The 21133-nt window shown below is 63.3% G+C and carries 15 protein-coding genes; 14 read left to right on the forward strand and 1 reads right to left on the reverse strand.

The genetic code is table 11. The features are described from left to right. Positions 1-28 precede the first annotated feature (28 nt). Together PWG15_RS00155 and PWG15_RS00160 are read left to right on the forward strand one after the other, a co-directional pair. Positions 29-2305, forward strand: coding sequence for a hybrid sensor histidine kinase/response regulator (locus tag PWG15_RS00155; protein ID WP_275022479.1), 2277 nt, complete (start codon positions 29-31; stop codon positions 2303-2305). Positions 2306-2426: 121 nt separating this feature from the next. Beyond that, complete coding sequence (locus tag PWG15_RS00160) at positions 2427-3317, forward strand: l-ornithine N(alpha)-acyltransferase (RefSeq protein ID WP_275022480.1); 891 nt, start codon at positions 2427-2429, stop codon at positions 3315-3317. A 348-nt stretch (positions 3318-3665) separates the two neighbouring features. Here PWG15_RS00160 and PWG15_RS00165 read toward each other — a convergent pair whose 3' ends face one another. Further along, positions 3666-5951 carry an NADP-dependent malic enzyme gene (locus tag PWG15_RS00165; protein ID WP_275022481.1) on the reverse strand — a complete coding sequence of 762 codons (2286 nt, stop codon included), beginning with the start codon at positions 5949-5951 and terminating at the stop codon, positions 3666-3668. Positions 5952-6054: 103 nt separating this feature from the next. On the opposite strand from PWG15_RS00165, the gene mutS reads away from it, so the two are divergent. The 12 genes from mutS to PWG15_RS00225 all read left to right on the forward strand — a co-directional run bounded on the left by mutS (position 6055) and on the right by PWG15_RS00225 (position 21119). Next, the gene (mutS, locus tag PWG15_RS00170; protein ID WP_275022482.1) at positions 6055-8799 is read left to right on the forward strand and encodes a DNA mismatch repair protein MutS; all 2745 of its coding nucleotides are present in this window, start codon (positions 6055-6057) and stop codon (positions 8797-8799) included. 202 nt (positions 8800-9001) lie between these two features. Next, positions 9002-11845, forward strand: a complete 2844-nt coding sequence (locus tag PWG15_RS00175; protein ID WP_275024476.1) for a [protein-PII] uridylyltransferase — start codon at positions 9002-9004, stop codon at positions 11843-11845. After that, positions 11842-13446, forward strand: a complete 1605-nt coding sequence (murJ, locus tag PWG15_RS00180; protein WP_275022483.1) for a murein biosynthesis integral membrane protein MurJ — start codon at positions 11842-11844, stop codon at positions 13444-13446. The genes PWG15_RS00175 and murJ overlap by 4 nt, the downstream gene beginning before the upstream one ends. Then, positions 13446-13838, forward strand: coding sequence for a VOC family protein (locus PWG15_RS00185; protein ID WP_275022484.1), 393 nt, complete (start codon positions 13446-13448; stop codon positions 13836-13838). The genes murJ and PWG15_RS00185 overlap by 1 nt, the downstream gene beginning before the upstream one ends. Before the next feature lie 113 nt (positions 13839-13951). Continuing rightward, complete coding sequence (trpS, locus tag PWG15_RS00190) at positions 13952-15016, forward strand: tryptophan--tRNA ligase (RefSeq protein ID WP_275022486.1); 1065 nt, start codon at positions 13952-13954, stop codon at positions 15014-15016. A 165-nt stretch (positions 15017-15181) separates the two neighbouring features. After that, positions 15182-15673: a universal stress protein gene (locus PWG15_RS00195; protein ID WP_275022487.1), complete on the forward strand. Its 492-nt coding sequence runs from the start codon at positions 15182-15184 to the stop codon at positions 15671-15673. A gap of 166 nt (positions 15674-15839) precedes the next feature. Next, a complete protein-coding gene (locus PWG15_RS00200) occupies positions 15840-16406 on the forward strand; it encodes a NifU family protein (protein ID WP_275022488.1) in 567 nt (188 codons plus the stop codon). A 102-nt stretch (positions 16407-16508) separates the two neighbouring features. After that, complete coding sequence (gene tsaB / locus PWG15_RS00205) at positions 16509-17168, forward strand: tRNA (adenosine(37)-N6)-threonylcarbamoyltransferase complex dimerization subunit type 1 TsaB (RefSeq protein WP_275022489.1); 660 nt, start codon at positions 16509-16511, stop codon at positions 17166-17168. A 6-nt stretch (positions 17169-17174) separates the two neighbouring features. After that, entirely contained in the window at positions 17175-17672 is a 498-nt protein-coding gene (locus PWG15_RS00210; protein WP_275022490.1) for a GNAT family N-acetyltransferase, read from the forward strand. A 100-nt stretch (positions 17673-17772) separates the two neighbouring features. After that, positions 17773-18564 (forward strand): lyso-ornithine lipid O-acyltransferase, encoded by a 792-nt coding sequence (locus tag PWG15_RS00215; RefSeq protein WP_275022491.1) that lies wholly within the window; start codon positions 17773-17775, stop codon positions 18562-18564. A 71-nt stretch (positions 18565-18635) separates the two neighbouring features. Further along, positions 18636-20036, forward strand: coding sequence for a tRNA (N6-isopentenyl adenosine(37)-C2)-methylthiotransferase MiaB (gene miaB, locus PWG15_RS00220; RefSeq protein WP_275022493.1), 1401 nt, complete (start codon positions 18636-18638; stop codon positions 20034-20036). Positions 20037-20063: 27 nt separating this feature from the next. Continuing rightward, complete coding sequence (locus PWG15_RS00225; protein WP_275022494.1) at positions 20064-21119, forward strand: PhoH family protein; 1056 nt, start codon at positions 20064-20066, stop codon at positions 21117-21119. Positions 21120-21133: the final 14 nt, after the last annotated feature.

Raw genomic sequence — 21133 nt, forward strand, 5'->3', positions numbered from 1 at the left:
GGAACGCTTGTCGTGTTAGCCGGATCGCATGAGCGAACCGTCACGATTGCTGGAGCGGATCGAATCCGGCTTCCGGACTGGAAACCGGACGGATGAAGCGCCGCCGGTGGCGCCGCGTCCCGTGGAGGCGTCGTCTCCGGCCCATGAGCAGGAAGCACCCATCAACGGCAAACGCCGTGCGGTCAGTCAGGCCTCCCTGGCGTTGCTTGGCCTGATCGCCGCCGGTCTCATTCTCGTCATCGGCATGAGCGCCGGCTTTTACCTGTTCTCCGCGGCAATCGCCGCTGCAGGCTCTGTCGGCGTTCTCCTGCTTGCCGTCGAAGCCATGCGGTCGTTCGATGGCAGGCACGCAGGCGATGAAGCGGACCGGGATCGCGACTGGCACCGCTCCGAGACGTCCGCCTTGCTCTCGACCATTCACGATGCGCTGGGCGACCTTGCGATCATGCGTGGCATGGACGCAAAGATCGTTCATGCCAATGCGGTCTTCCATCAGGTCTGCGGCCATTCCGATGTCCGCGGCCTCGATTGCGCGGCGCTCGGCCTGAGCTTCGAACCGAAGGCTGCGCCCAATCACTATCTGGTCCGGATTGCGGCATCGGATGGCGTACGTCTCTATGACTGGCACGACGTGATCGCCCGCGATCCGGCAAGTGGCAAGCTCATGCGCCACAGCATTGCCCGCGACGTTACCGAGGAGGCCAAGGCGGCGCGCGAGCGCGAAGCGGCGCGCCGGCGGGCGGAGGAGGCAAGCAAGGCGAAATCGAGGCTTCTCGCCACCGTCAGCCATGAGATCCGCACACCGCTCTCCGGCATCCTCGGCATGAGCCATCTGCTCGGCCAAACCCGGCTGTCGAGCGAGCAGAAGAACTATCTCGCCGGCATGCAGCAGTCCGGCCATGCGCTGGTCCAACTCGTCGAGGACCTGATCGATTTTTCGTCGCTTTCGGCCGGTCGCTTCCAGTTCCGCCCCACCCGGCAGGATCCGCGCGGTGTCATCGAGAGCGTGGTGGAGATGCTCTCCAACAGGGCGCATGAGAAAGGCATCGAGATCGGCGCCACGGTCGCCGTCGATGTGCCCGCCGAGATGGCCTTCGATGCGGCGCGCCTGCGCCAGGTGCTCTTCAACGTGATCGGCAATGCGGTGAAGTTCACCGAGATCGGCGGCGTCTTCGTCAGCGCCGATACGGTCGACGAATGTGTGCGGATCCGGATCGACGACACTGGCCCGGGCATGTCGTCCGACGATCTGAAGCGCATCTTCGAGGAATTCGAGCAGGCCGGAAACGACGAGCAGCGGGCGAAGGGCACCGGTCTCGGCCTCGCCATCTCCCGCAGGATCATGCAGGCCTGCGGCGGCAGCCTGACGGCCGCAAGCGTGCCTGGACGCGGCAGCCGCTTCGAAATTCGCCTGCCTTTTGCCGAGATCGAGGCGGTCGCACCGGAGCGCCGGTCGTGCCTTGCCGGCTCGCATGTCCTGGTCATGGCGCCGGATGGTCCGGCCTCGGCTGCGCTCGCCGCGACGATCGCGACACTCGGCGGGCGGTGTCACCGTGCCACCACGCTTGCCGCGGCCCAGCATGTCCTTGCCGACGTGCTCGCCGGCGGTGCGACGCTGACCGATGTGATCGTCGACCACCGCCACGCCCAGCAATACAAGCAACTGCTTTCCCTGCAGCCATCCATCGCGCGGCTGGAAGTGCGGCGCACCTATCTGATCAATCCGGAGGAGCGCAACAGCCACCCCGTCAACCAGATGGACGGCTACGAAGCCTGGCTGATCCGCCCCTTGCGCGAAAAGTCCCTGGTCGAGGTGCTGCTCGGACGCCTGAAGGGCATCGAAAAGCGCGACGCGATCAACGACAACAGGCCCGTCTTGCGTGAGGAGCCTGCGACCATGCCGGTTCGCAACCGGGCGCATGGGATCCTGCTGGCAGAAGACGATCCGGTCAACGCGCTGATCGTTCGCACCGTGCTCCAGCGCTCGGGGTACTCGGTTCGCCTTGTCGGCGACTTCGGCGCCGTCGCAGAGGCCTTGCATGCGCCCGGCGAGCGCTTGCTTCCGGAACTCCTGGTGACCGATCTCAACATGCCGGGTGGCGACGGTCTTTCGCTTCTGCAGCGCCTGCGCGCCGATGAAACGGCGCGATCCGCGTCGCGGCTGCCCGTGATCGTCCTGACGTCGGATGTCCGTGCCGATATGCAGGAAAGGCTGATGAGTGCGGGTGCCGACGTCGTGTTGTCGAAGCCCGCCGATCCGCAATTGCTCACGTCGGAGATCGCCCGCCTGCTGCGCAAACGGTAACTTCGGCAGTGGTAACGGTAACCATCGGGGCGTGGGGGTTGTGCGCCGCTTTCATGTCACTATGTTGTTGCAGAAACGTGGTCTAAGCCCGGCAGACAGAATTTGATTCGGGATGACGCGGATGGCCATCGAGCTACTGGATTCGGCGAACGTGGTTGACACTTCTCAGGCTTGCATCGGCAAGAAGACCGCCGCCCCGACGACTGACGTTCTTGGCAGGATCGCCAATCTCGAGACGCGCCTGGCACGCACGGCATCGGAGATCGATGCCGCCCAGGCTGTGCGCTACAAGGTTTTCGTCGAGGAAATGAACGCGAAGGTTGGTGCTGAAGCCGACCGCCGCAAGCGCGACGTCGACAGCTGGGACGCGATCTGCGACCACCTTCTGGTTCTCGATACCGCGATCGAGGGCGATGCCGAGGATCAGATCGTCGGCACCTATCGCCTGCTTCGCCAGGATGTGGCCGAGCGCTCGGGTGGCTTCTACTCGGCTTCCGAGTTTGCGATCGATCAGCTTCTCGCTCGCCACCCGACCAAGCGCTTCATGGAGCTCGGCCGTTCCTGCGTGTTGCCGGACTACCGCACCAAGCGGACGGTGGAACTGCTTTGGCAGGGCAACTGGGCCTACGCCCTCAAATATGGAATGGACGCCATGTTCGGCTGCGGTTCATTCCCCGGCGTTGTCCCCGCCGAGCATGCACTGGCACTTTCCTTCCTGCATCACAACATCCGCGCCCGTGACGAATGGGCCGTGAGCGCACGTCCGGAACTGCATCGGACCATGGATCTGATGCCGGCCGAGGCGATCAATGCGAAAAGGGCGCTTGCCGCCCTGCCGCCGCTGATCAAGGGCTACATGCGTCTGGGTGCGATGGTTGGCGACGGCGCGGTGGTCGATCATGCGTTTCACACGACGGATGTTTTGATCGTGCTGCCGATCAGCAATATCTCCGGCCGTTACCTCAATTATTACGGCGCAGACGCAGGGCGGTTCGCGACCTCCGTCTCCTGACGGGCGCCTGACAGGATTAACCAAATATTAATGACGAGTTTGACTTTCGATCCTGAAAGAGAGACTTGTATTGTCAAGTTCTTCTCTCATTTCATGACGAACGAATAGAGAAAACAACGGAGAAACTGCCGATCTTCCGGAGGTCGGCAGGCACAGGGTTCCCAAGACTCCTTCTTTCATTACCTTAAACATAAATGAATTGGATGTTATTAAGCCCGCTTCCTTTTCAGGGAAGCGGGCTTTTCTTCTTGAGAGTTGTCTCTATTTGCTACCAATCAGACCGCGGCCTGACCTGATTGGAGACGATCGTATCAAAACGGTGCAGGCGCTGGCCCGGCAACGCCGGGCTTACATGCCGGCGTTGTAGGCCGCGATTGCCGCCATGTTGACGATGTCGGAATCCTTCGCCGACATCGAGACGATCTGAACCGATTTGTCGAGGCCAACGAGCAGCGGACCGATCACCGTCGAGCCGCCGAGTTCCTGCAGCATCTTGGTCGAGATCGATGCCGAATGGAATGCCGGCATCACGAGCACGTTGGCGGTGCCGGAGAGCCGGCAGAACGGATATTGCTCCATGACGCGAGCGTTGAGCGCCACATCGGCCGCCATTTCGCCGTCATACTCGAAGTCGACGCGGCGCTTGTCGAGGATGTTGACGGCTTCGCGCACGCGCTCGGAACGCTCGCCCGAGGGATGGCCGAAGGTCGAATAGGCAAGCATGGCCACGCGCGGCACGTAGCCGAGCCGTTTGGCGAGGCCCGCTGCTTCCTCGGCGATCTCTGCCAGTTCCTCGGCCGTCGGCATATCGTGGACCGCAGTGTCGGCGACGAGCACGGTGCGCCCGCGGCAAAGCGCGATCGAGACGCCGATGACGCGGTGGCCGGGTTTCGGGTCGATGCAGCGGCGCACGTCCTCGAGCGCCGTCGAGTAGTTGCGGGTCAGACCCGTGACCATGCCGTCGGCATCCCCAAGCGCCACCATACAGGCGGCGAAGTGGTTGCGGTCGTTGTTGATCAGGCGCTGCGCATCGCGGAAGAGGAAGCCTTTCCGCTGCAGGCGAGCATAGAGATAGTCGGTATAGGCGCTGACACGCTTCGAAAGGCGCGCATTGACGATCTGGATGCCGGGACGGTCGAGATCGATGCCTTCGCGCTCCGCCGTCTCCCGCATGCGTTCCTCGCGGCCGAGCAGGATGGCGGTGCCGAGTTGCTGGTTGGCATAGGCGATCGCCGAGCGCATGACCTGCACCTCTTCGCCTTCGGCAAAGACGATGCGCTTCGGCTGGCGCCGGACGCGCTCGTAAATGCGCTGCAGCGTCGAGGCGATCGGGTCGCGTCGGGCGGAAAGCTGGCGGCCATAGGCCTCGAGATCGGTGATCGGCTTGCGGGCGACGCCGCTTTCGATCGCGGCCTTCGCGACCGCCATCGGTATCGCCGAGATCAGACGCGGATCGAAGGGAACCGGAATGATGTATTGCGGCCCGAAACGTGGCCGGTTGCCCTGGTAGGCGGCGGCGACGTCATCGGGCACGTCTTCCTTGGCCAGGCTCGCCAGCGCTTGCGCCGCCGCGATCTTCATCTCGTCGTTGATGGTCGTCGCGCGCACGTCGAGCGCGCCGCGGAAGATGTAGGGGAAGCCGAGCACGTTGTTGACCTGGTTCGGATAGTCCGAGCGGCCGGTTGCAACGATCGCGTCGTCACGGATGCGGGCGACTTCTTCCGGTGTGATTTCCGGATCCGGGTTGGCCATGGCGAAGATGATCGGCCGCGGCGCCATCGAGCGAACCATGTCTTCCGAAAGCGCGCCCTTGGCCGAGAGGCCGAAGACCACGTCGGCGCCTTCGAGCGCTTCTGCCAGCGTGCGGCGATCGGTCTTGACCGCATGCGCCGACTTCCATTGGTTCATGCCTTCGGTGCGGCCTTCGAAGATGACGCCCTTGGTGTCGCAAAGGATGATGTTTTCCGCGCTGAAGCCCATCGACTTGATGAGTTCGATACAGGCGATCGCCGCCGCACCCGCGCCGTTGCAGACGAGCTTCGTCGTCTTGAAATCGCGACCGGTCAGCGCCAGCGCGTTGATGAGACCGGCGGCAGCGATGATCGCCGTGCCGTGCTGGTCGTCGTGGAACACCGGAATGTCCATGACTTCGCGCAGCTTCTGCTCGATGATGAAACAGTCCGGCGCCTTGATGTCTTCAAGGTTGATGCCACCGAAGGAGGGGCCGAGGAAGCGCACGCAGTTGATGAACTCGTCGACGTTTTCGGTATCGACTTCGAGGTCGATGGAGTCCACGTCGGCAAAGCGCTTGAACAGCACCGACTTGCCTTCCATGACCGGCTTGGAAGCAAGCGCCCCGAGGTTGCCGAGGCCAAGAATGGCGGTGCCGTTCGAGATGACCGCCACCATGTTGCCGCGTGTCGTATAGTCATAGGCGGTGTTCGGATCCTCGGCGATCGCCTTCACCGGCACGGCAACGCCCGGCGAATAGGCGAGCGACAGGTCGCGCTGGGTGGCCATCGCCTTGGTGGGGGAAATCTCCAGCTTTCCGGGGCGACCCTGCGAGTGAAAATCAAGCGCTTCCTGCGCGGTGACGCTCGTCATGGTTCGATCGGTCTTGTCGGTGGCCGGCATGTTTCCTCTATCCTCCTGTGGGCGAGCCTTGCGGCGCGCCTCTTTATGGTTGTCGTCTATAATTCCTTGGCGATAGTGTGCCATCTCTTTTTTCGGAACAATCATGAATTTCGTGACAGACTATTCGACCCGCGCGGGGGAGGTTTTATCCGCAGCCGAACTGGCGAGCGAGGAAAGCCGTTCCACGGCAACGCCGATGATGGAACAATTCATCGAGATCAAGGCGAACAACCCGGATTCGCTGCTGTTCTACCGCATGGGCGACTTCTACGAGCTGTTCTTCCAGGACGCCGTCGAAGCCTCGCGCGCGCTCGGCATCACGCTGACCAAGCGCGGCCAGCACATGGGGCAGGAGATCCCGATGTGCGGCGTGCCGGTGCATGCCGCGGATGACTACCTGCAAAAGCTGATCGGCCTCGGTTTCCGTGTCGCCGTCTGCGAGCAGGTCGAGGACCCGGCGGAAGCCAAGAAACGCGGCAGCAAGTCGGTGGTGCGTCGCGACGTCGTGCGCCTCGTCACGCCCGGCACGATCACCGAAGAAAAGCTGCTGTCGCCGTCGGAAACCAACTACCTGATGGCCCTGGCGCGGATCAAAAGCGGCTCCGAGCCGGCCTATGCGCTCGCCTGGATCGATATCTCCACCGGCATCTTCCGGCTGGCCGAGACCGCCGAAAGCCGGTTGCTTGCCGATATCCTGCGCATCGAGCCGCGCGAGTTGATCCTCGCCGATACTGTCTTCCATGATCCCGAGCTGAGGCCCGTCTTCGACGTGCTCGGACGAGTGGCCGTGCCGCAACCGGCGGTGCTGTTCGACAGCGCGACGGCCGAAGGCCGCATTAGCCGCTATTTCGGCGTCAAGACGCTCGATGGTTTCGGCACTTTTTCACGCGCCGAACTGGCCGCGGCGTCCGCGGCGATCTCCTATGTCGAAAAGACCCAGCTTGCCGAACGTCCGGCGCTCGGCACGCCCGAACGCGAAAGTGCCGCTTCGACACTGTTCATCGACCCGGCGACCCGCGGCAATCTCGAACTCGTCAAGACGCTCTCCGGCGCGCGCGAAGGTACGCTGTTGAAGGCGCTCGACCGCACCGTGACCAGCGGCGGCGCCCGGCTTCTTGCCGAGCGGCTGATGTCGCCGCTCACCGATCCGGATCGCATCAATCAGCGTCTCGACTCGATCGAGATTCTTTCCGACCAACCCTCCTTCGCTGGCGACCTCCGCGATGCACTACGGCGCGCCCCGGACATGCCGCGCGCCCTGTCGCGGCTGGCACTCGGCCGTGGCGGCCCGCGCGACCTCGGCGCCATCCAGGCGGGCCTGCATGCGTCGGCGTCGATTTCACGGTTGATGGCCGCAGGCACGCTCTCCGATGAACTGAAGGACGCCCGAGCCGCAATCGACGCTCTGCCGGCCGGCCTGCTTGGTTTGCTTGATGCCACCCTTGGCGAAGAATTACCGCTGCTGAAGCGCGATGGCGGCTTCGTGTGTGAAGGCGCCAATGCAGAACTTGATGAAGTCCGGGCGCTGCGCGACCAGTCGCGCCGGGTGATCGCCGGGCTGCAGCTGCAATATTCCGAAGAGACCGGCATCAAGTCGCTGAAGATCAAGCACAACAACGTGCTCGGCTACTTCATCGAGGTAACCGCCGGCAATGCCGGCTCGATGACCGACACGGACGAGGGCCGCGCCCGTTTCATCCATCGCCAGACAATGGCGAATGCCATGCGTTTCACCACCACAGCGCTTGCCGAACTGGAAAGCAAGATCGCCAACGCCGCCGACCGCGCGCTGTCGATCGAGCTCGAGGCCTTCGATGCGATGACGGCGGAAGTCGTCTCCGCCGCCGAGACGCTCAAGGCGGCAGCACTGGCGCTTGCCACCGTGGACGTTTCTGTCGGGCTTGCCGTGCTTGCGGAAGAGCAGGCCTATGCCCGCCCCACCGTCGACCGCTCGCGCATGTTTGCGATCGACGGCGGCCGCCATCCGGTGGTCGAGCAGGCGCTGAAGCGCCAGGCATCAAATGCCTTCGTCGCCAACGGCTGCGATCTCTCGCCGCCTGAGGGCGAAGAGGGCGGCGCGATCTGGCTGCTCACCGGCCCCAACATGGGCGGTAAGTCGACCTTCCTGCGCCAGAACGCGCTGATCGCCATCATGGCCCAGATGGGCACGTTCGTTCCGGCTACGAGCGCCCACATCGGCATTGTCGACCGGCTCTTCTCCCGTGTCGGTGCCTCCGACGATCTGGCGCGCGGCCGCTCGACCTTCATGGTCGAGATGGTCGAGACGGCGGCGATCCTGAACCAGGCGACCGATCGCTCGCTGGTGATCCTCGACGAGATCGGCCGTGGCACCGCCACCTTCGACGGCCTGTCGATCGCCTGGGCGGCGGTCGAGCATCTGCACGAGGCGAACCGTTGCCGCGGGCTGTTTGCCACTCACTTCCACGAGTTGACCGTGCTTTCGGAAAAGCTCGGTCGGCTTTCGAATGCGACCATGCGTGTGAAGGAATGGCACGGCGACGTGATCTTCCTGCACGAGGTTGGTCCGGGTGCCGCTGATCGGTCCTATGGCATTCAGGTCGCCCGGCTTGCCGGCCTGCCGGCGTCCGTGGTGGCGCGTGCCAAGGATGTGCTTGCCAAGCTCGAGGACGCCGACCGCAAGAACCCGGCCAGCCAGTTGATCGACGACCTGCCGTTGTTCCAGGTGGCAATCCGGCGCGAAGAGGTGAAGCCCGCAGGAAACTCCAGGGTTGACGAGGCACTGAAGGCGCTCAACCCCGACGACATGACGCCGCGCGAGGCGCTCGATGCGCTCTACGCGCTGAAAAAGGAACTGAACGCCAAGTAACGGGTCTTCGGTTTTTGCAGTGCATGCGGTGATGAAAAAGGCTATACAGCGCCGCGCGCCTTGAAAGGGCGCGGCGATGAGCCGGTAGTAATTTTGAATGCTGCACGGTCCCGGTTCGGCCTTGATCGGATGGGAGCATGCAGGAGCGCTCTTCATGCAGCGAACCACGCAACCAGTCGGACAGGACGGCCCTCGGCACTACATGGGCAGACACGAAACTTTCTTTCCCGAAATTCTCGACGTCGCAGCGCTCCGGGCGAAGTGCGACTTCATCGCTTCGGCCCATGCCGAGCAACGCGAGCCGATGCGCCAGGCGCTTTTGGCCGCCTTCAAGCAGGCAAACACCGCCGGCCGCGCCAAGGCGCGCGAGCTGTTCTACGCCGATGGTGCCGGCATTCTGTGTGCCGAACGCATTTCCTGGCTGCAGGATCAGCTGATCACCGTGCTGCATGATTTCGTGCTCAACGAGATCTTCGATGCGGCCAATGCGCCACCGGCGTCCCGCATCGCGGTGGCTGCGGTCGGTGGTTACGGCCGCGGCACGCTGGCGCCAGGCTCCGACATCGATCTTCTGTTCCTGCTGCCGGTCAAGAAGGCCGTCTGGGCGGAGCCGGCGATCGAGTTCATGCTCTATATCCTCTGGGATCTGGGCTTCAAGGTCGGCCACGCCACCCGAACCATCGACGAGTGCATTCGCCTGTCGCGCGCCGACATGACGATCCGCACGGCCATTCTCGAGACGCGCTACATCTGCGGCTCCGAGACGCTGAGCGCCGAACTGGAAACCCGTTTCGACCACGAGATCGTGCGCAACACCGGCCCGGATTTCATCGCCGCCAAGCTTGCCGAGCGTGACGAGCGCCACCGCAAGGCGGGCGATACGCGTTATCTCGTCGAGCCGAACGTGAAGGAAGGCAAGGGCGGTCTTCGCGACCTGCACACACTGTTCTGGATCGCCAAGTACTTCTACCGCCTCAAGGATACCGCCGATCTCGTCAAGCTCGGCGTCCTGTCGCGGCAGGAATACCAGCTTTTCCAGAAGGCGGAGGATTTCCTCTGGGCCGTGCGCTGCCATATGCACTTCCTCACCGGCAAGGCGGAAGAACGGCTCTCCTTCGACATTCAGCGCGAGATCGCCGAAGCGCTCGGCTATCACGACCATCCCGGTCTCTCCGCCGTCGAACGTTTCATGAAGCATTACTTCCTGGTGGCGAAGGATGTCGGCGACCTGACGCGCATCTTCTGCGCGGCGCTCGAAGACCAGCAGGCGAAGGATGCGCCCGGCATATCCGGCATCATCGGCCGCTTCACCCATCGCAGTCGCAAGATCGCCGGCACGCTCGATTTTGTCGACGATGGCGGCCGCATCGCGCTGGCAAGTCCTGATGTCTTCAAGCGCGACCCGGTCAATCTGCTTCGCTTCTTCCACATCGCCGACATCAACGGGCTGGAGTTTCACCCGGCGGCGCTTCGCCAGGTGACGCGGTCGCTGAGCCTGATCAAGCCGGCGCTGCGCGAAAACGAGGAGGCAAACCGCCTCTTCCTGTCGATCCTCACCTCGCGCCGCAAGCCCGAGCTCATCCTGCGGCGCATGAACGAGGCGGGCGTACTTGGCCGCTTCATCCCGGATTTCGGCAAGATCGTCTCGATGATGCAGTTCAACATGTATCATCACTACACGGTCGACGAGCATCTGCTGCGCACCGTCGACGTGCTCTCGCGCATCGAAGGCGGCATCGAGGAGGAGGCGCATCCGCTGGTCGCCAAGCTGATGCCGGGGATCGAAGAGCGCGAGGCGCTCTACGTCGCCGTGCTGCTGCACGACATCGCCAAGGGCCGGCCCGAGGATCACTCGACCGCGGGCGCCAAGGTGGCGCGCAAGCTCTGCCCGCGCTTCGGGCTTTCGCCGAAGCAGACAGAACTCGTCGCCTGGTTGATCGAGGAGCACCTGTTGATGTCGATGGTCGCCCAGACCCGCGACCTCAACGACCGCAAGACCATCGTCGACTTTGCCGAGCGGGTGCAGTCGCTCGACCGGCTGAAGATGCTGCTGGTCCTGACCGTCTGCGATATCCGCGCCGTCGGCCCGGGCGTGTGGAACGGCTGGAAGGGGCAGCTGTTGCGCACACTCTACTATGAGACCGAACTGTTGCTTTCGGGAGGCTTCTCGGAATTGTCGCGCAAGGAGCGCGCGGCGCATGCCGCGGTCATGCTCGGCGAGGCGTTGACAGACTGGACGGAGAAGGAGCGCGACGACTATGTGCGCTTGCACTATCAGCCCTATCTGCTGACGGTGGCGCTCGAAGAGCAGGTGCGCCATGCTCGCTTCATCCGTGAGGCCGATGCCGCCGGCAAGGCGCTGGCGACCATGGTGCGCACCCACCAGTTCCACGCCATCACTGAAATCACCGTGCTTTCGCCTGACCATCCGCGGCTGTTGACCGTGATCGCCGGCGCCTGCGCGGCCGCCGGCGCCAACATCGTCGACGCCCAGATCTTCACGACCTCGGACGGGCGTGCGCTCGATACGATCCTGGTGAACCGCGAGTTCGCCGTCGACGGCGACGAGATGCGGCGAGCGGGCAACATCGGCAAGCTGATCGAGGACGTGCTTTCCGGCCGCAAGCGTCTGCCGGAAGTGATCGCCAGCCGGACGAAGGTGAAGAAGCGCACCAAGGCGTTTACCGTGACGCCCGAGGTGACGATCAGCAACACGCTGTCGAACAAGTTTACGGTGATCGAGGTCGAGGGCCTCGACCGTCCGGGCCTCTTGTCCGAGATCACCGCGGTGCTCTCCGACCTCTCGCTCGACATCGCCTCGGCCCACATCACCACCTTCGGCGAGAAGGTGATCGACACCTTCTATGTCACCGACCTCGTCGGTCAGAAGGTGACGAGCGAAAACCGTCAGATGAACATTGCCGCCCGCCTCAAGGCCGTCATGGCCGGCGAGGGCGACGAGGCCCGCGACCGCATGCCCTCGGGCATCATCGCGCCCGCTCCGGGCGTTTCCTCCGCTCACAGAACGACAAAAGCCGAAACATGAGTCTGGTCAAGAAATTTGCAACCGTCGGCGGCGCGACGCTCGGAAGCCGGCTGTTCGGCTTCATCCGCGAAACCTTCATGGCGGCAGCGCTCGGCACCGGCCCGGTCGCCGACGCCTTCAACACCGCCTTCCGCCTGCCGAACACTTTCCGCCGGCTGTTTGCCGAAGGTGCCTTCAACTCCGCTTTCGTGCCGCTCTTCGCCAAGGAGATCGAGGCGAACGGCATGGAGGGTGCGCGGCGATTTTCAGAGGAAGTCTTCGGCGTTCTCTTCACCGTGCTTCTGTTCCTGACGATCGCGATGGAACTGACGATGCCCTTCATCGTCAGCAAGCTGATCGCGCCCGGCTTTGCCGACGATCCGCAAAAGCTCGGCAACACCATCGTCTTTGCCGGCATCATGTTCCCCTATCTCGCCTGCATGTCGCTGGCGGCGATGATGGGCGGCATGCTGAACTCGCTGCATCGCTTCTTTGCGGCAGCGATTGCGCCTGTCTTCCTCAATGTCATCCTGATCGGCGTGCTGGCCTATGCCTGGTATGCGGGCCAGGATCCGGTGGCCGTCGGCTATGCGCTGTCCTGGGGCGTCATGGCGGCCGGTCTGGTGCAGCTTGCGATCGTCTGGATCGCCGTGCGCGACGCCGGCATCAAGATCGGTCTGCGCCGGCCCAAGATGACCGCGAGCGTCAGGCGTCTGCTGGTGCTGGCCCTGCCGGCGGCGATCACCGGTGGCATCACCCAGATCAACCTCCTGATCAATACCAACATCGCCTCGGCGAGCGAAGGCGCGGTCTCGTCGCTGGTCTATGCGGACCGCATCTACCAGCTTCCACTTGGCGTCGTCGGCATCGCGGTGGCAACGGTGCTTTTGCCGGAACTGGCCCGGGCGCTGCGTTCCGGCAATGTCAACGAAGCGTCTAACCTGCAGAACCGCTCCGTCGAGTTCACCCTGTTCCTGACGCTTCCGGCTGCGGCAGCGCTTCTGGTCATGTCCGAGCCAATCGTTCGGTTGCTCTTCGAGCGTGGCAAGTTCTCGCCGGAATCGACCGTCATCGTCGGTCATATCCTGGCGATCTACGGTCTCGGTCTGCCGGCCTTCGTGCTGATCAAGGCCTTCATCCCCGGCTTCTTCGCGCGCGAGGATACGCGCACGCCGATGATCTTCGCTGCCATTTCCGTCGTCGTGAACGTGTCGCTGGCGCTCACCCTGTTTCCGCGGCTTGGCGCAAGCGGCATCGCCACCGCCGAGATCGTCGCCGGCTGGGTCAATGCCGTGCTGCTCTTTGCGACCCTCGTCTGGCGCGGCCATTGGGGCAGAGACATTCCTTTGCTCACCCGCATTCCGCGTCTCGCCATAGCAGCGGCGGGTATGGCCTTGGCACTGTATTTCGCGATCGGCTGGTTCGCTTTCGAACTGTCCTCGGCGGCGTCGCTCTTCACGCGGGCAACAACACTGACAGGCCTCGTAGCCGTCGCCATGGTGATCTACTTCGCGCTCGCCTTCGGCCTCGGCGGCGCTAGCCTCGGCATGATCCGCCGCAACATCAAACGCGGGTCGAAAGCCCCGGCGGAACCTGCCGCCGCGACGGAGGCAAACGACTGATGCGCCAGACGATCGCACGCATTGCCCTGGTCGTGCCGGACTATGATGCCGGCGTCGCCTTCTATTGTGGCAAGCTCGGCTTCGACCTCGTGGAGGACACCAGGCTCGACGAAGACAAGCGCTGGGTCGTCGTTCGTCCGAAAGGGGCTGTCGAGACTTCGTTGCTGCTTGCCAAGGCCGATGGCGAACGGCAGCAGGCGGCGATCGGCAACCAGACCGGCGGTCGTGTTGGCTTCTTCCTGTTCACCGATGATTTCACCCGGGACCATGCCGCGATGCTCGCCGCCGGCGTCGTCTTTCTGGAAGCGCCGCGCCATGAGCCCTATGGCACGGTGGCGGTCTTCAGCGATCCGTTCGGCAACCATTGGGATCTGCTGCAACCGGCGCAATAGACGAGGCCGCGGCCACCTCTTGATTGCCTGTCGTCACCCGTGCATAAGCCATGCCGTTAGCTACATGGGCGATAAAAAGCCCTGGGGCCCTCCACCAGCCTATTGAGGACGACATGAACGAATTCAAGCCGCTCGTATTCTCCGGCGTTCAGCCGACGGGCAATCTCCATCTCGGCAATTATCTCGGCGCGATCCGCAAGTTCGTGGCACTGCAGGAAAACAACGATTGCATTTACTGCGTCGTCGACCTGCATTCGATCACGGCGCAACTCGTGCACGAGGACCTGAAGGGGCAGATCCGCTCGATCGCCGCTGCCTTCATCGCTTCGGGCATCGACCCGAAGAAACATATCGTCTTCAACCAGTCGGCCGTGCCGCAGCACGCCGAACTCGCCTGGATCTTCAATTGCGTTGCCCGCATCGGCTGGATGAACCGCATGACGCAGTTCAAGGACAAGGCCGGCAAGGACCGTGAGAACGCCTCACTCGGCCTGCTCGCCTATCCGAGCCTGATGGCGGCTGACATCCTTGTCTATCGCGCCACCCACGTTCCTGTCGGGGACGACCAGAAGCAGCATCTGGAGCTGACGCGCGATATCGCCCAGAAGTTCAACATCGACTTCATGGAGCATATCCGCAGCGCCGGCTACGGCGTCGACATGGTCGTCGGCGAGGAGCCGATCCATGCCTATTTCCCGCCGGTAGAACCGCTCATCGGTGGCGCGACGCCGCGTGTCATGTCGCTGCGCGATGGCACGAAGAAGATGTCGAAGTCCGACCCGTCCGACCTTTCGCGCGTCAACCTGATGGATGATGCCGAAACGATCTCGAAGAAGATCCGCAAGGCCAAGACCGATCCGGACGCACTTCCGAGCGAGCTCGATGGTCTGAAGGGCCGTCCCGAGGCGGACAACCTGGTCGGCATCTATGCCGCACTCTCCGACAAGACCAAGGAACAGGTTCTGGCCGAGTTCGGCGGGCAGCAGTTCTCGGTGTTCAAGCCGGCGCTCGTCGACCTGGCGGTCGAGGTTCTCGCACCGATTACCGGCGAGATGCGTCGCCTGATGGGCGACACCGCCCATATCGACGCCATCCTGCGCGACGGCGGCGAGCGGGCACGGGCGCGGGCGGAAAAGACGATGCGCGAAGTTCGCGAGATCATCGGCTTTCTGCAGTAATAACGGCCGGGTCTGGGGGAGCCCCAGACCCGGTTTCGCTTTGCGTGAAGGCTTTCGCTGACTGAAATGCGGCGGGCGGAAAACCTCAGGCACTTTTTCGCGTCTGGCTCCCAAACGCAAAAATCAGACCTTGCGGCGGCTCGCCCGGGATGTAATGTTCACCCTATGGTCTCGACCCGACTCTCTCGACTTGAAGGACACCGCCGCAAATTCATGGCGGTGATAGACGATACCCCGGAATGCGGGCGCGCCGTGCACTATGCGGGCATGCGCGCCAGGAACTCCAATGGTGGTCTCGTCCTGCTCTATGTGATCGCCGATGGCGACTTCCAGCAATGGCTGGGGGTTGAGGAAATCATGCGTGCAGAAGCACGCGAAGAGGCCGAGGCAACGCTCGCCAAGGTGGCCCAGGCGGTCCGAGAGCGGATCGGTATCGAGCCCGAGATCGTCATTCGCGAAGGGACTGCCACGGAGCAGATCCATGCGGCGATCGAGGAGGACCGCGACATCGCCATTCTGGTGCTGGCCGCCGGATCGGCGAAAGAGGGTCCGGGCCCCCTGGTGTCGTCGATCGCGGGCAAGGCCGCGGCCTTTCCCATTCCCGTCACGGTCATCCCCGATGCCCTGACGGACGAGGAGATCGACGCGCTCAGCTGACCTGCGTCGCTTTTCATGGGCCAAGCGGGATGCGGGCGGAAAACCGCTCACACTTTTCCTCATCCCGCTTTATGTACTCTTGCGACCAGAGGGCCGTGCCCCTATATTCTTTTGAATAATTCTAAAGAGCTGGGCGGATGTCGCTCCCGGCGAAACGGAGACAGACATGTTCATTCAGACCGAAGCCACGCCGAACCCGGCGACGCTGAAGTTTCTGCCGGGCAAGGTGGTTCTGGAAAGCGGCACGGCCGAGTTCCGTGACGAGGAAGAAGCCCGCGCCGGATCGCCGCTCGCCGCACGGCTGTTTTCGATCCCGGGCGTCACGGGCGTCTATTTCGGCTATGATTTCATCACCGTCAGCAAGGAAAACCAGGAATGGCAGCACCTGAAGCCGGCGATCCTCGGTTCGATCATGGAGCACTTCATGTCGGGCCAGGCGATCATGGCAGGCAGCGGCCGCGCCGAGCAGTCGGACCAGGAAGACGAGTTCTTCGACGAGGGTGACGAGACGATCGTTGCCACGATCAAGGAGCTTCTGGAAACCCGCGTGCGTCCGGCCGTTGCGCAGGATGGTGGCGACATCACTTTCCGCGGCTTCAAGGACGGCACCGTATTCCTCAATATGAAGGGTGCGTGCTCCGGTTGCCCGTCGTCGACGGCGACGCTGAAGCACGGCGTGCAGAACCTGCTGCGCCATTTCGTTCCCGAGGTGGAAGCGGTCGAGGCCGTCTGATTTCGCGCGCCTTCACCGGCGCCGAGCTTTCGCGTATCGATTTTGCCGCAAAGCCCGATCGGCTTTGCGGCTTGTGGCGTCTCAAAAGATCACAGCGTTGAAATGATTGTACTTGCGATCGACACGTCCGGTTCCGGCTGCTCCGCTGCCGTCTATGACAGCGAAGCGGCTGCCGTGCTCGGGCGCTCCGGCGCCGATCTCGGCAAGGGGCACGCCGAGCGTCTGATGGAGTTTGTCGACGAAGCGCTCGCGACGAGCGGCCGATCGCTCACCGATATCGACCGCATCGCCGTCACCGTCGGTCCGGGCTCGTTCACCGGCATTCGCGTCGGTGTCGCGGCGGGCCGCGGTTTGGCGCTGGCACTCGGCAAGCCTGCGGTCGGCGTTTCGACGCTTGCGGTCCTGGCTGAAGGTATCCGTGCAGCAGCGCCCGGCAGGGACGTTCTCGTGGCCATCGATGCCAAGCGGGACGAAGTCTATGTCCAGGCTTTTAGCGCGACCGGTGCTGCGATAAGTGAGCCCGAAGCGCTCTCCGTCGAGGTGGCGCGCGAACGCTTCTCCGGCTTTGATGGCGTCATCGGCGGCTCGGGCGCGGCTCTCGTTGCCCCGGATGCCCCAACCAAACCTTCCGAACTCACCGATGTTGCCTTTGTCGCCGCGCTCGGTAGCGCTGCTGATCCAGCCTCGGCCAAGCCGCGACCGCTATATCTCAGAGGCCCCGATGCCAAGCCGCAGGCGGGCTTCGCGATTGCCCGAGCGTAGACCGAGATGAGCTTCACCGACTACTTCACCCGCCGCACCGAATTCGACATTTTCCCGCTGGAGGAAGCCGACCTGCTTGCGGCGGCGGCGCTGCATCGCCAGCGGTTCGCGTCGCCGTGGAGCGACGGCGAAATTCATGCGCTGCTGGTGCAGGAGACGGTATTCGGTTTCGTCGCCCGGCAGACCAATGGCAGCTTCCGTCCGGCCTTCGGTGGTTTCGTTCTGTCGCGCGCCGTCGCCGGCGAGGCTGAAATCCTGACGATCGGCGTCGAGCCGCGTTATGCGCGCTCCGGTCTCGGCTGGCGGCTGATGCAGGCGGCTATGCGCGAAGCTCTGGTCAAGGGCTCCGACGCGCTGTTCCTCGAAGTGGATGAGACCAATCAGGCGGCGATCGGGCTTTACCGTAAGCTCGGCTTCAACAAGGTCGGCGAGCGCCGCGCCTATTATCAGGACAAGGCTGGCCAGCGGACCGCTGCGCTTGTCATGCGCCTCGATCTTCGCTAGCACCAAGCGCGGATGAGAGCGGGACGAGGAAAAGTGTAGGCGGGTTTCTGCCCGCATCCTGCTCCGACCTCGAGAATCTCGCGCGGGAACCCTATTTCGGATGATCAATTGGCTACGGATTGCGATCTTCGCGACGCTTCTGGCGCTGGTTTCGCTCGTCCTGATGCCGATCCAGATCGTCTGCCTGTGGTTCGGCCTGAAGCTTCGCCGCCGCCTGCCACGATACTGGCACCGGCTCGCCTGTTACCTGCTCGGTATCAAGGTCAGGGTCCACGGTGAGGTCGAGCGCCGGCGGCCGCTGCTCATCTGCGCCAATCACGCCTCCTGGAAGGACATTCTGGTGCTGTCCTCGGTGGCCGACGTGGTCTTTGTCGCGAAGTCCGAAGTGAAGAACTGGCCGGTCTTCGGCATTCTGGCGCGGCTGCAGGCTTCGATCTTCGTCGAGCGCGAGCAGAAACGCTCGGCCGGCAAACAGGTGAGCGAAATCGGCCAGCGCATGGCGGCGGGCGAGATTGTCGTGCTCTTTCCGGAGGGAACGACGTCGGACGGGAATCGCCTTCTGGAGATCAAGACCTCGCTATTCGGCGCTGCTGCCTCCGCCGTGCCGCATTCGCCGACCGGTCTGGTGCATGTGCAGCCGGTGGCGATCTCCTATACGGGTATTCACGGCATGCCGATGGGCCGCTTCAATCGGCCGATCGCCGCGTGGCCGGGCGACACCGAACTGGTACCGCATCTGCTCGGCATCCTGCGGGAAGGCGCCATCGAGGTCGATGTCGATTTTGGCGAGGCCATCGACTATGACCGGCACACCAATCGCAAGGAAGTCAGCCGCAGGATCGAGCAGAGCATCCGCAGCATGCTGTCGGACCGCCTGCGTGGCCGTGCCTGAGGCGTTTTCGGCCAAGGGGGCTGCGCCGAAAATACTTCAATTCCGGACCGCTTTGCACTAAAGAACGCGGCATGACCCAGGAAACTGCCCTTCTGTCGATAACGCCCGCAACGGGCGACGAGCGCGCGCCGGCCCGTAAGGTCTTCGTCAAGACTTACGGCTGCCAGATGAACGTCTATGATTCCGATCGCATGTCGGATGCCCTGTCGCGCGATGGTTATGTCTCGACGGACGTGCTGGAAGACGCCGACTTCGTGCTGCTCAACACCTGTCATATTCGCGAGAAGGCGGCGGAGAAGGTCTATTCCGAACTCGGCCGTCTGCGCGATCTGAAAAAGGCGAAGGCCAAGGAAGGTCGCGAGATGGTGATCGGCGTCGCCGGCTGCGTCGCCCAGGCCGAAGGCGACGAGATCCTCAGGCGTGCGCCTGCGGTCGATCTGGTGATCGGCCCGACCACCTATCACCGCCTGCCGGAAGCACTGAAGCGTGCCCGCAGCGGCGAGCGCGTCGTCCAGACGGATTATGCCGTCGAGGACAAGTTCGAACACCTGCCGGCGCCCGACAAGGCAAAGACCCGCGCCCGCGGCGTCACCGCCTTCCTGACGGTGCAGGAAGGCTGCGACAAATTCTGCACCTTCTGTGTCGTGCCCTATACGCGTGGGTCCGAAGTGTCGCGCCCGGTTGCGCAGATTGTCTCGGAAGCGGAAAAGCTGGTCGATGGCGGCGTGCGTGAAATCACCCTGCTCGGCCAGAACGTCAACGCCTGGCACGGTGTTGGACCCGATGGCAGCGAATGGGGGCTTGGCGACCTGCTCATGCGTCTAGGCGAGATCGAGGGTCTTGCCCGGCTCCGCTACACGACGAGCCACCCGCGCGACATGGACGACAGCCTGATCGAGGCGCATCGCTCGATGGGCAAGCTGATGCCTTATCTGCATCTGCCGGTTCAGTCCGGCTCGGACCGCATCCTGAAGGCGATGAACCGGAGGCATACGGCGGCCGAATATCTGGCGCTGATCGAGCGTATCCGCGCGGTCCAGCCGGACCTCGCTTTGTCGGGCGATTTCATCGTCGGCTTCCCGGGCGAGACCGACGAGGACTTCGAAGACACCATGCGGCTGGTCGACGTCGTGGGTTATGCACAGGCATTTTCGTTCAAATATTCGACGCGTCCCGGCACGCCCGGCGCCGAACTCGGCGACCAGGTTCCCGAGGACGTGAAAGCCAAGCGCTTGGAAAAATTGCAGGCTTTGCTGTTTTCGCAGCAGCGCGCCTTTGCCGAATCCTGCGTCGGCCGCGAAATCGACCTGCTTTTGGAGAAGCAAGGGCGCATGCCGGGCCAGCTCGTCGGGCGTTCTCCTTGGCTACAGCCCGTGAATGTTGATGCAAAAGCATCGCAAATCGGTGACATTATCAAGGTGCGAATCATCAAGGCCGGGCCGAACAGCCTGTTTGCGGAGATGATCGGGTAAGGACCGAAAACAAGGAGCCTGAACCGCTTGAACGGACACGAATTGATCTCTTCATCCACGCGCCAGTCGAAAACCTCTGCGACAGACGCCAATCACTTCGTGCTGACATTCGAGAACAATCGGTTCGCCAGCGAGCTCTTCGGTCAGTTCGATCAGAACTTGAAGCTACTGGAAGAGCGCCTGCGCATCGACGCCCGGCCGCGCGGCAATTCCGTCGCGATATCGGGAGACCTCGTCGCCACCAATCAGGCGCGCCGCGCTCTCGATTATCTCTACGGACGGTTGCAGAGTGGTGCGTCGATCGATACTTCTGATGTCGAGGGCGCGATCCGTATGGCGGTTGCCGCCGACGATCAGCTACAATTGCCGACCATGGAGCGTAAAGCCAAATTGACGATGGCGCAGATTTCGACGCGCAAGAAGACGATCGCAGCGCGCACACCGACGCAGGACGCCTATATCCGCGCGCTCGAGCGTTCCGAGCTCGTCTTTGGCGTGGGCCCCGCTGGTACCGGCAAGACCTATCTTGCCGTCGCCCATGCCGCCCAGCTTCTGGAGCGTGGCGCCGTCGACCGCATCGTGCTTTCGCGTCCTGCCGTCGAGGCCGGCGAGCGTCTGGGCTTCCTGCCCGGCGACATGAAGGAGAAGGTCGATCCCTATCTCCGGCCACTCTACGACGCGCTCTATGACATGATGCCGGGCGACAAGGTCGAGCGGGCGATTACCGCCGGCGTCATCGAAATCGCACCGCTCGCCTTCATGCGCGGCCGTACGCTCGGCAATGCCGCCGTCATCCTCGACGAGGCGCAGAATACGACATCGATGCAGATGAAGATGTTCCTGACCCGTCTCGGCGAAAACGGCCGCATGATCGTCACCGGCGATCCGAGCCAGGTCGACCTGCCTCGCGGCGTCAAGTCGGGCCTGGTCGAGGCTCTGCAGATCTTGCGCGGCGTCGAGGGCGTTTCGGTGGTCCGTTTCAAGGACGTCGACGTCGTCCGCCACCCGATGGTGGCGCGCATCGTCAGGGCTTACGAGTCCCACACCGCCGTTCACGACGAAAGCGAGCAGAGCGACCGCTGATCGGCGGTCGTTGC

Source organism: Ensifer adhaerens (genome assembly GCF_028993555.1).
GTDB classification, from domain to species: Bacteria; Pseudomonadota; Alphaproteobacteria; order Rhizobiales; family Rhizobiaceae; genus Ensifer; species Ensifer adhaerens_I.

Excerpts from the sequence above, each read along its gene's own strand:
- murJ (WP_275022483.1), top strand. The coding sequence starts at position 11,842 with ATGAGTCTGGTCAAGAAATTTGCAACCGTCGGCGGCGCGACGCTCGGA.
- mutS (WP_275022482.1), top strand. The coding sequence starts at position 6,055 with ATGAATTTCGTGACAGACTATTCGACCCGCGCGGGGGAGGTTTTATCC.
- PWG15_RS00200 (WP_275022488.1), top strand. The coding sequence starts at position 15,840 with ATGTTCATTCAGACCGAAGCCACGCCGAACCCGGCGACGCTGAAGTTT.
- miaB (WP_275022493.1), top strand. The coding sequence starts at position 18,636 with ATGACCCAGGAAACTGCCCTTCTGTCGATAACGCCCGCAACGGGCGAC.
- tsaB (WP_275022489.1), top strand. The coding sequence starts at position 16,509 with ATGATTGTACTTGCGATCGACACGTCCGGTTCCGGCTGCTCCGCTGCC.
- PWG15_RS00185 (WP_275022484.1), top strand. The coding sequence starts at position 13,446 with ATGCGCCAGACGATCGCACGCATTGCCCTGGTCGTGCCGGACTATGAT.
- PWG15_RS00175 (WP_275024476.1), top strand. The coding sequence starts at position 9,002 with ATGGGCAGACACGAAACTTTCTTTCCCGAAATTCTCGACGTCGCAGCG.
- PWG15_RS00155 (WP_275022479.1), top strand. The coding sequence starts at position 29 with ATGAGCGAACCGTCACGATTGCTGGAGCGGATCGAATCCGGCTTCCGG.
- PWG15_RS00215 (WP_275022491.1), top strand. The coding sequence starts at position 17,773 with ATGATCAATTGGCTACGGATTGCGATCTTCGCGACGCTTCTGGCGCTG.
- PWG15_RS00160 (WP_275022480.1), top strand. The coding sequence starts at position 2,427 with ATGGCCATCGAGCTACTGGATTCGGCGAACGTGGTTGACACTTCTCAG.
- trpS (WP_275022486.1), top strand. The coding sequence starts at position 13,952 with ATGAACGAATTCAAGCCGCTCGTATTCTCCGGCGTTCAGCCGACGGGC.
- PWG15_RS00210 (WP_275022490.1), top strand. The coding sequence starts at position 17,175 with ATGAGCTTCACCGACTACTTCACCCGCCGCACCGAATTCGACATTTTC.
- PWG15_RS00165 (WP_275022481.1), bottom strand. The coding sequence starts at position 5,951 with ATGCCGGCCACCGACAAGACCGATCGAACCATGACGAGCGTCACCGCG.
- PWG15_RS00195 (WP_275022487.1), top strand. The coding sequence starts at position 15,182 with ATGGTCTCGACCCGACTCTCTCGACTTGAAGGACACCGCCGCAAATTC.